Here is a 9,412-nt window from a genome sequence, read left to right as displayed (position 1 = left end):
CTTATTTTGCGGGCCGGTACTAACACTTTTCATGCCGATTTCTTATTTTGCGGGCCGGACCTAACACTTTTCATGCCGATTTCTTATTTTGCGGGCCGGACCTAACACTTTACATACCGATTTCTTATTTTGCGGGCCGGACCTAACACTTTTCATGCCGATTCTTATTTTGCGGGCCGGTACTAACACTTTTCATGCCGATTTCTTATTTTGCGGGCCGGACCTAACACTTTTCATGCCGATTTCTTATTTTGCGGGCCGAACCTAACACTTTTCATGCCGATTTCTTATTTTGCGGGCCGAACCTAACACTTTACATATCGATTTCTTATTTTGCGGGCCGGACCTAACACTTCACATGCCGATTTCTTATTTTGCGGGCCGGTACTAACACTTTTCATGCGCTTTCTTATTTTGTGGGCCGGACCTAACACTTTTCATGCCGATTTCTTATTTTGCGGGCCGGTACTAACACTTTGCTAGCTACGCATCATTTTAACAGGTTTCAGTTTCTCAAAGTACCGTTACGTTACTAAGATCCGCTTTTCCTGCCTTCAAAAAATTATACGTCAGTTTATCCATTGTAGCTCCGCTGAAATCCGCTTTCTTTAATTCAGATAAGCGGAACTGGACATTTTTCAATGTAGCATGTTTAAAAGATGCTTTTTTTAAAGTACATCCTTCAAACACGGTACCTTCAAATGTCTCCCCTTCAAAATTCAGACCTGCTAAATTACTTGTTTTGAAAAATGTTTTATCATAGACGCAGTTTTTGAACGTCGCTCCTTTTAAATTAGCTGCTTTAAAAAGCGTCTCTGTTAGGTTTACATTCACAAAAATCGTATCGGCTAAGTTACTTGACTTAAACGTACTATTTGTTAAATCGGAATCGGTAAAATCAGACCCTTTTAAATCACTACTGTTAAATTTGCCGTCGTGAACGGAAACTGAACGAAAATCGGAATGTACTAAACTTGATCGTGAAAAGTCCATTTGTATCGCCTTCTGAAGCTCAGTTTGCTGAAGGTTAATCGATTCTATTAATTCTGATACTTCCCCAATCGAGTTTATCGTCATTTGATAAGCTTCTTCATCACTATATCCACTCTTTTTATAATCATTAAATTTCTCTTGTAAATTATTCAATAACTCTTCTTCTAACTCTTGCGCCGTTTTCACTTCTTGATAAGGGGCAAAGATATCATGGACGTACTGGTTTAGTTTTTCCTGCATTCTCTTAATCATCCTTTCAAAGCAGATCATCTAAAATCCGTTTAGCCTGCTCCCAATTTTTTTTATTCTGTTCATATGTGTTTTCACCAATTGCTGTAATTTTGTAATACTTCCTTCTTCCACCTTGATTTTCATCGCCCCAGTAGGACGTTATACTTCCCTCTTTCTCCATCCTCTTTAAACTTGAATACATGGTGGCTTCTTTTAATTCATATTGTTCACCTGAATTCGCGTAGATCATTTTACTAATCTGATAGCCGTATTTATCACCACTTAAAAGTAGCTTTAATATCATCGTATCTGAATGGCCACGAAGCAAATCAGAAGATAGTTTAATATCTCCCAAAGGCTCACCCCCCTTAAGTATAATATACACCGAGTTACTATGACAGTCAAGGTAATATATATAGTTAAGGTTATAATGATTTATTAATCATCATTCTTTCATATCTTCGCTCTTTTCAAGAACTGTTAGCTTAATTCCCATTGTTCATAATTTTTCTTACGAGCTCTCCCTCATCTTCATCAGCAGATCAAGGAAAACCAAAGAAATCGTAAGAAGGGTCAGATCCCGCTACAACTAAATACAGAATAAGATGCGTGTATAAACACCACATACTGTTTTAGAGTGCGAGGTCAGACCCTTCCGAAATACCCAATATTCTATCCCGGTTTAACAGACTGTAATACCCCCACCTCAATTTTTGTATAGAGAATCAATGAAGAATAGGTGGGGATAAACAGCCTGTAAATCCCTGATTGGTGAGATACAGTGAAACTTACCGATGCGTGAGCAGAGGTTTAGTTGAGGCCCACAGGATGTGGGGCAGAACGCGGCGTACTTAGTCTGAGTTCGTTTACTGGGGTTCGTAGTGTCGCTTTACCGAAGATTTAGCGACAGTAGAACGGAACTAACCATCAATAGAAGAAAAATACCCACTGATGGAAGTTTCACTTTATTACCTTAATAAACTGAACACAGGTGTTAAAACAATTAACAAAATCGCTGTAGCTAGTATCAGCTGCGAAATGTGATTTGGCAGCTTTTCTCTGTCCTTCCCTTTGTACCAACCAGAGAATTGTAGCTTATCTCGGTATAACACAAATAGAGACATGTAAATGGCAATCACGCAAAGCCAATCATATTGATCCGTATGTAAACCAATTGATACAAAAGTAAATTTAATTAATTGGCCAAGTATTGATCCTAGAAAAAGAAATATCGCCATGATCCGGATGAGCTCTAATACGATTCGCATTATGTTCCTCCTATACGAGCTTACTGTAAAAATATTACTAAATATTGTTAAAATTAGCAATACTACTTCTGTCTTTAAGGCTATTCACCTAGATGATATGGATGACACCAGAGCGCGGCAAGTATACCAGTAGACACCAAAACCTATGTAAACATATTCCTTCATCACTTTAAAAAAGAAGGTTTCATAATTAGTAACAGAACAAAAGTAGTGATTGACTATAATATGTAAATAACATAATATAAAATAAACTATTCCTATTAAATTACTATGTATTAGAGAGGAGAGAAAATAAATGCTACAAATGCTCTTTACAGGGTTAATTTGTGGGGCCTTACTCGGCTTTGTTATGCAAAGAGGCCGGTTCTGTCTTACAGGGGGATTCAGGGATATGTATATTGCCAAAGATAATCGCATGTTCTATGCCTTATTGATTGCAATTGCTGTACAAAGTGTCGGGGTATACACATTAATACAGTTAGGTGTGATTGAATTTTCTGCAGGTACCTTTCCATGGATTGCTGTAATTGTTGGTTCATTTATTTTCGGAATTGGGATTGTGTTTGCTGGCGGTTGTGCAACGGGAACATGGTATCGTGCCGGAGAAGGCCTACTTGGCAGTTGGATCGCTCTAATTGGCTATATGCTCATGAGCGCAATTATGAAATCAGGTCCTTTGCTACCTGTAAATAATTCTATTCAGTCCGTTCAGTTTTCGAATAATTCAATCGCTGAAACTACTGGTCTACCTGTTTGGATTTTTATTGCGATCTTTGTGACTATTGTCATTGTCATTTTGATAAATGAACGAAGAAAGCCAAAAGTAATAATTCCAACTATGAAGCCTAAGCGTACAGGACTTGCTCATTTATTATTTGAGAAACGTTGGCATCCATTTTTTACTGCATTGTTAGTAGGTATGATTGCGATTCTTGCTTGGCCGCTTAGCGAAGCAACAGGTAGAATGGCTGGTCTTGGCATTACCACACCATCAGCTAATATTCTGCAATTTTTAGTGAGCGGTGATCAATCGATATTAAATTGGGGTGTTTACCTCGTAATTGGAATTTTCCTTGGTTCTTTTATTGCAGCAAAGGCGAGCCGAGAATTTCGCTTCAGAATGCCCGATGCGAAAACAGGTATCACGAGCTTTATTGGTGGAATTACAATGGGCTTTGGTGCTTCTCTAGCTGGTGGATGCTCGATAGGTAATGGATTAGTCATGACAGCCATGATGACTTGGCAAGGTTGGATTGCATTACTATTTATGATTTTAGGAACATGGACAGCATCCTATTTTGTTTTCGTTCGACCTAATATGAAAAAGAAATTGGTTACGACTAATCAAACCATTTTGAATGCTTAGGAGGAATAAATCATGCAAAAAACATTAGATGTGCTAGGGCAAGTTTGTCCTTTCCCGTTAGTAGAGGCAAAAGAAATCATCGAAGAAATTAGTTCAGGAGATGAATTAGTCATTCAATTTGATTGTACGCAGGCGACTGAAAGCCTGCCACGTTGGGCCGCAGAAGCAGGTCATACAGTCACAAATTTTGAACAAATTGGTGAAGCTACTTGGACCATTACAGTACAAAAAAAGTAAAAAGATAAGGAAATTGGGGTGTCTCATAAGGCTGACCTTGCACTCTAAATCAGGTTTGTAGTGTTCGATACACTTATCCTATATTTAGTTGTTGCGGGGTCTGACACTTTGCATTTGCGACACCCATTCCTTCATTGAAACCTAATTGATCACTTATTCTAATCAGCAGATTGAGCCTAAAGAAGAAGCAAATAAAGTGAAACTTCAATCATTGGGGTATTATTTCAGATAAAAGCTTGCCATATTAATAGATTCTTCAAGAAATCAGCTTCAAACCAACAGCCGAGCTTAGAATCAACGCTATACATGCTAGTCGCTTCCACTCTTTTGCTTCCCCGTATAGCAACATCCCAACTAAAGCAGCTCCCACTGTACCAATGCCTGTCCAGACTGCATAAGCTGTTCCCATAGGTAGTTCAGTCATTGCATAGGATAACAGCATAAAGCTTGCACCAAACGAAAGCATTAGATAAAGTGCCGCATCCCATTTCTTCATCGCCAATCGCTTCATATTAATCACACCGAAAATCTCAAGACTGCCTGCCAAAATCACCGCTGCCCAATGCATTATGCTTTCCCTCCTTCTACCTTCGTATCTTCTTCATCACTCGTTAACATCTTCAATCCGATTACCCCGCAAAGGAGGGTTCCGATGAGGATAATTTTTACTAATTTAAATGGTTCTCCAAATACGGACATTTCTACAATCACAGTTCCAGCTGTACCGATACCGGTAAAAACAGCATACACGGTTCCGACAGGCAAATGTTTTGTTGCTTTTACTAGCACAATGAAGCTAACAACGATTGTCGCTCCTGTTAAAACCCACTCGAGTATATTGTTGGAATATTTTAACCCTGATACCCAAAAAATTTCAAGAATTCCTGCTAGTAGTACATAAATCCAATTAATATTCATTTTTTTTCACTCCTTCCTCTGGTATATGAAACCCACGCCAAAAAATCGGCCATGCAGCACGAATACGATTCTGGTAATGCATAGATCCACTGTAAATCAGTTCGAGAACGGTTCCATCAACCAATGTAATATAAGCAAGTGCAGAATCCATCACGTTTGACGTGTAGAGATTTGCCTGTCTGTTTCTGAGCCATCTTGCCAAGATCCGTTGCATTTGCAAAAGGAATGGATTCACGAGATCCGCAACATCTTGTTGTAGCTTTGAAGGCGGAAAAAAAGAAATTCGCAACAGAAATCGCGCATGATCATGTTCCATACTTTCTGTTTCAATCCAATCAAAAAATCCTCTTAAAACTTCCTTAATCGGCTTACTCTCTTGCGACTGAAAGTACTCGATGAATCTTCTTTTTTCCGTTTCCATAGCATAGTTCACGACAGCAAAAAACAATTCATCCTTGCCTTTATAATGCGCATATATGCTCGGTTTTTTAATGCCAACTTCCTCCGCTATTTTACTAAGTGACGCCCCTTCATATCCATCTCTTGCAAACTGAATCAGAGCTACATTACGAATTAACTCAGCACTCATAACTCAACCTCCCTAACGGTCGTTAGGGATTTATTATAACAGGTTTTTTTTTTCTGTCAATTAATTTTTGTCATTAAATAAGTAACAGGTGGTTTTGGTTCTGTATGTATCGGGCTATGCGTCGATGCAATTTGCTGCTTAACATATATTTTACAAAAAGGAAAAAACAATAATTGACCAATCTGTGTACTACATGTATAGTACACATATACAAGGTGTATGTATCACTTAATACATACATTCTAAATACATAGGAGGACATATAAATGGGTTCACCAGTAGTAGAAGTACGTAACGTTCAAAAGGTTTATGGGAAAAAAGGTGGCAACCAGTTTAAGGCACTAAACGATGTTACTTTTTCTATGCAAGAAGGAGAATTTGTTGGGATTATGGGGCCTTCCGGATCGGGGAAAACGACGTTATTGAATGTGATTTCAACACTTGATCAAGTAACGTCTGGCGAAATTAAAATTGACAATGTCGATATTACCGATATGGGGCAAGATGAACTTTCAGATTTTCGCTCACAAAAATTAGGCTTCATTTTTCAGGATTTCAACTTACTCGAGAATATGACAATTGCCGAAAACATTGCACTACCTCTTTATTTACAAGGAACACCCGCTAAAAATATAGATGCAAAAGTTGTAACGGTCGCGAAACGTTTAGGGATTGAAGAACTACTGCAAAAATATCCTGCAGAAATTTCAGGTGGACAAAAACAACGTTCTGCCGCTGCCCGAGCACTCGTTCACGAACCAACAGTCATTCTTGGAGACGAACCAACAGGTGCACTCGATTCAAAAAATGCAACAAGCTTGCTAGAAACAATGAAAGACTTAAATGATAGGCAGAATGTTTCCATTATGATGGTAACCCATGATGCGTATAGCGCAAGTTATTGTCAGCGAATTATATTTATCCAGGATGGCAAACTCCATAAGGAAATCCACCGCTCAGCCACTCGTGAATTATTTTACAAAGAAATTCTAGATGTTCTTGCACAGCTCGGAACGAAGAACGCTTAAGAAAGGAGACACATGGATGTTACTAAAATTATCACTAGCTGGAATGAAGGGCAAACTGAAGGATTATTTTGTCTTATTATCCGGGCTCGTCATGACAATTTCCGTTTTTTATATGTTCCAAACACTCTCTTGGAATACAGAGTTTATTAAGTCTAATGCAATGATTCGAAACATTCAGCTCGTATTTATTGTTGGCTCTGTACTGCTTTCTGTCGTAACCATTCTGTATATGCTCTACACGAACTCCTTCTTACTCTCTTTACGACAAAAGCAATTTGGGATGTATATGATGCTTGGGGCTAAGAAAAAGAGCATCAAGAAAATTATGTTTGTTGAAACAATGGTAATTGGGTGCGCTTCTTTAGTCATTGGAATTACCGTTGGAATCGGACTAGCTTTCATTGTTGGTTATCTACTTGCCGGACAGCTTAATATCACATTAGAAGGATATCAATCCTTTTATCTACCAGCCGTATTGGCAACTTTCATCTTTTTTATCGTCGTATTTTTATGTACTGCTTTAATCAATCATATCAAGTTATCGAGAGTTCAAGTGTTGCAGCTGATCTATTCAGACGTTCATCCTGACGACATGCCGATTCAAAAAAAGAAAAATAGTTGGTTGATTTTACTTGGTCTAATTTCCTTAAGCCTAGGCTATGTTTCCTTAATTTTCATGGAGAAACTTCGTGAGATTGGCTTGTTCGCAGCACCAACATTCACGACACTCGGAACCTATTTATTGTTCATAGGTTACCTTCCAGTAATAGTCAATCGAATGCAAGCCAACAAGCGCTGGACATCAAAAGGTGTCACATCCTTTACTTTTGCTCAGTTGAACTTTAGAATTCAAGGTTTGACGAAGATATTAGCAACTGTAGCCATGCTTATAGCCCTAGGAGCAGGAGCGATATCTGCCGGTCTTGCTTTCAAAAATAGCGCCTCACAAATGGCAGAAATGATGGGTGCATACGATGTAATCATCAAAAATCCTAATGCAGAAGAAAAAGCGCTCTTAAAAAACATTCATTTTACTGAAGAGAATCAGTACCGATTCAAAGAAGATCCTGACTATACGTATTATCTGAGAGATGACTTGGAAAATCAGCGTCCACTTCTATTAGTTTCAGATGGGAGAAAACCCAAATTCAAACGGGTAACAGAAGACCTTCCAGAAGGTAAAATCTCATTAAGTGAAGTGAAGAATCCTGAAGTGGGCCAACAGCTATCCGATGAATGGGACAGAGCCCTATGGAATCTTCGGACCAATTACCGGGTATTCAAGCAAATGATTGTCCTAGATTCAGAAACGTATCATGAAATACAGGGACAAGAGAAGCTTATGTATATTGGAAAAAGCGACAAGTTCACGGACTATTTACATGAATGGCAGGGAATTGACAAGCTTGCGTTAGAAAAAGACCCTATTCTAACAGCAGATGACTTAACAAGCAAATATTCCTTTTATAACATGTATAGTAGTTTTACAAGTGGTACGATGTTCATGGGCTTCTTTTTAGGCATTGCATTTCTCGCGATGATGGCAAGCTGCCTCATGTTCAAAATATTATCAGGTGCTTCTAAAGATACATCACGCTACCAAATGCTAAGGAAAATTGGCGTCAGACGATCTGCGCTTTCAACATCTATTTATAAAGAATTATTCATCATCTTCTTATTTCCTGCAATGGTTGGCCTTGCTCATGTGTTGATTGGTATGAATATGTTCTCTTTCATTATCTTAAATCCTTACTACCGAATTTGGGTTCCAATTATCATTTTCTTAATCATTTACTGCCTGTATTATGTAATTACCGTAAAATTGTACAAACAAATTGTCCTACCGAAAGAATAAGTGAAACATTGTCAAAAAGATGGCTGACCTCGTACTCCTAAATCGGCTATTCAAGATAGAGAAGTACGAGGTCTCCCCCTTTGCTATTAGGGATGGTTAACAATCTGATTATTCCTTTTTCTCCGGAACTACAATTGGATTAACATCGCCTTGCTTACCGCCGCCATTATAATACTGTGGAACTTTTCCTGGTAAAATCAAATCGCCAATTTTGACGCGATTTTCTACAGTAATTTCTTTTTCAACAGAAGGAATAATCACATGCAGATTAACCTTAATATTCACAAATATTTCAAGAATCGTATTATTAATTCCCGTTTCCTTCGTAGTTGTTTCCACTTCTGATGTAACATCCCCGATTATTTCAAAACGAACAGGCACCTTAGGTCCTTGATTTGCAAGCAAAACGGCGTCTGTAGCCATACCTAAAGGAATTTTATAGATGACACCTTTTTCTTTCTCCGAACTTGCATAGTCGATAAACTCATCATTTTTAAATGTTTGTAGAGTTTCAAGCTCTCCTTCTCTTATCGCTTCTAAATATTCTTGAACTCGTAATGTTGTTTCGGAAGCAACATTATTATAAATATTAGGGTCAAAGCTATACCCTATTTGATCTCCTGCTTGATGAGTGACGATTAGCTTTCTAATATCAACATTTTGACTGATCTTTTGCTTAATCGCATCATTTATGGCTTCAACAGCAAATTCCCTGGTTTTCGCTTCCGCTATTTCTATTAAATGAGGCTCAATTTTTTTATCAATCATCCAACCACTAAAAATCGTTGTCACAATGAAAAGAAGAAATGTAATCAAGATTACATGCCTTGTAGGCAGAGGTCCACGTGCGAACTTGAATCTTCTGTACTTAGCCATAAAAACCCCCCTATTTAGTTATATGATTGTTCGAATTATTTCAAGAACAAA

At 38.1% G+C, this 9,412-nt stretch carries 11 protein-coding genes; 4 read left to right on the top strand and 7 right to left on the bottom strand.

The features are described 5' to 3' along the window. Positions 1-513: 513 nt before the first annotated feature. The 3 genes from HNP81_RS07280 to HNP81_RS07270 form a co-directional block, all read right to left on the bottom strand. Positions 514-1,233 carry a pentapeptide repeat-containing protein gene (locus HNP81_RS07280; protein WP_182502109.1) on the bottom strand — a complete coding sequence of 240 codons (720 nt, stop codon included), beginning with the start codon at positions 1,231-1,233 and terminating at the stop codon, positions 514-516. Positions 1,234-1,249: 16 nt separating this feature from the next. Next, the gene (locus HNP81_RS07275; protein ID WP_028392325.1) at positions 1,250-1,579 is read right to left on the bottom strand and encodes a PadR family transcriptional regulator; all 330 of its coding nucleotides are present in this window, start codon (positions 1,577-1,579) and stop codon (positions 1,250-1,252) included. A gap of 613 nt (positions 1,580-2,192) precedes the next feature. Next, a complete protein-coding gene (locus HNP81_RS07270) occupies positions 2,193-2,492 on the bottom strand; it encodes a hypothetical protein (RefSeq protein WP_028392326.1) in 300 nt (99 codons plus the stop codon). 295 nt (positions 2,493-2,787) lie between these two features. Between HNP81_RS07270 and HNP81_RS07265 the strand changes: the two genes are divergently transcribed. Together HNP81_RS07265 and HNP81_RS07260 are read left to right on the top strand one after the other, a co-directional pair. Then, positions 2,788-3,858 carry a YeeE/YedE family protein gene (locus HNP81_RS07265; RefSeq protein WP_182502108.1) on the top strand — a complete coding sequence of 357 codons (1,071 nt, stop codon included), beginning with the start codon at positions 2,788-2,790 and terminating at the stop codon, positions 3,856-3,858. A 12-nt stretch (positions 3,859-3,870) separates the two neighbouring features. After that, on the top strand, positions 3,871-4,095 hold the full coding sequence (locus tag HNP81_RS07260; RefSeq protein WP_028392328.1) for a sulfurtransferase TusA family protein: 225 nt from the start codon (positions 3,871-3,873) through the stop codon (positions 4,093-4,095). Between the two features lie 256 nt (positions 4,096-4,351). Here HNP81_RS07260 and HNP81_RS07255 read toward each other — a convergent pair whose 3' ends face one another. Genes HNP81_RS07255 through HNP81_RS07245 form a run of 3 tightly spaced genes read right to left on the bottom strand, consistent with a single transcriptional unit; the run spans position 4,352 to position 5,602 of the window. Next, complete coding sequence (locus HNP81_RS07255) at positions 4,352-4,663, bottom strand: DMT family transporter (RefSeq protein ID WP_028392329.1); 312 nt, start codon at positions 4,661-4,663, stop codon at positions 4,352-4,354. Beyond that, entirely contained in the window at positions 4,663-5,013 is a 351-nt protein-coding gene (locus HNP81_RS07250; RefSeq protein ID WP_028392330.1) for a DMT family transporter, read from the bottom strand. Before HNP81_RS07250 ends, HNP81_RS07255 begins: the two co-directional genes overlap by 1 nt. Next, positions 5,003-5,602: a TetR/AcrR family transcriptional regulator gene (locus HNP81_RS07245; protein ID WP_182502107.1), complete on the bottom strand. Its 600-nt coding sequence runs from the start codon at positions 5,600-5,602 to the stop codon at positions 5,003-5,005. The genes HNP81_RS07250 and HNP81_RS07245 overlap by 11 nt, the downstream gene beginning before the upstream one ends. A gap of 266 nt (positions 5,603-5,868) precedes the next feature. On the opposite strand from HNP81_RS07245, the gene HNP81_RS07240 reads away from it, so the two are divergent. Together HNP81_RS07240 and HNP81_RS07235 are read left to right on the top strand one after the other, a co-directional pair. Then, positions 5,869-6,630, top strand: a complete 762-nt coding sequence (locus HNP81_RS07240; protein WP_182502106.1) for an ABC transporter ATP-binding protein — start codon at positions 5,869-5,871, stop codon at positions 6,628-6,630. 16 nt (positions 6,631-6,646) lie between these two features. Next, positions 6,647-8,485, top strand: coding sequence for an FtsX-like permease family protein (locus HNP81_RS07235; protein ID WP_182502105.1), 1,839 nt, complete (start codon positions 6,647-6,649; stop codon positions 8,483-8,485). Between the two features lie 108 nt (positions 8,486-8,593). Here HNP81_RS07235 and yunB read toward each other — a convergent pair whose 3' ends face one another. Then, positions 8,594-9,361 carry a sporulation protein YunB gene (yunB, locus tag HNP81_RS07230; RefSeq protein WP_182502104.1) on the bottom strand — a complete coding sequence of 256 codons (768 nt, stop codon included), beginning with the start codon at positions 9,359-9,361 and terminating at the stop codon, positions 8,594-8,596. Positions 9,362-9,412: the final 51 nt, after the last annotated feature.

It is taken from the genome of Peribacillus huizhouensis, from assembly GCF_014138605.1.
Taxonomy (GTDB): Bacteria; Bacillota; Bacilli; order Bacillales; family DSM-1321; genus Peribacillus; species Peribacillus huizhouensis.
This window is presented reverse-complemented; position numbering and strand designations above follow the sequence as displayed.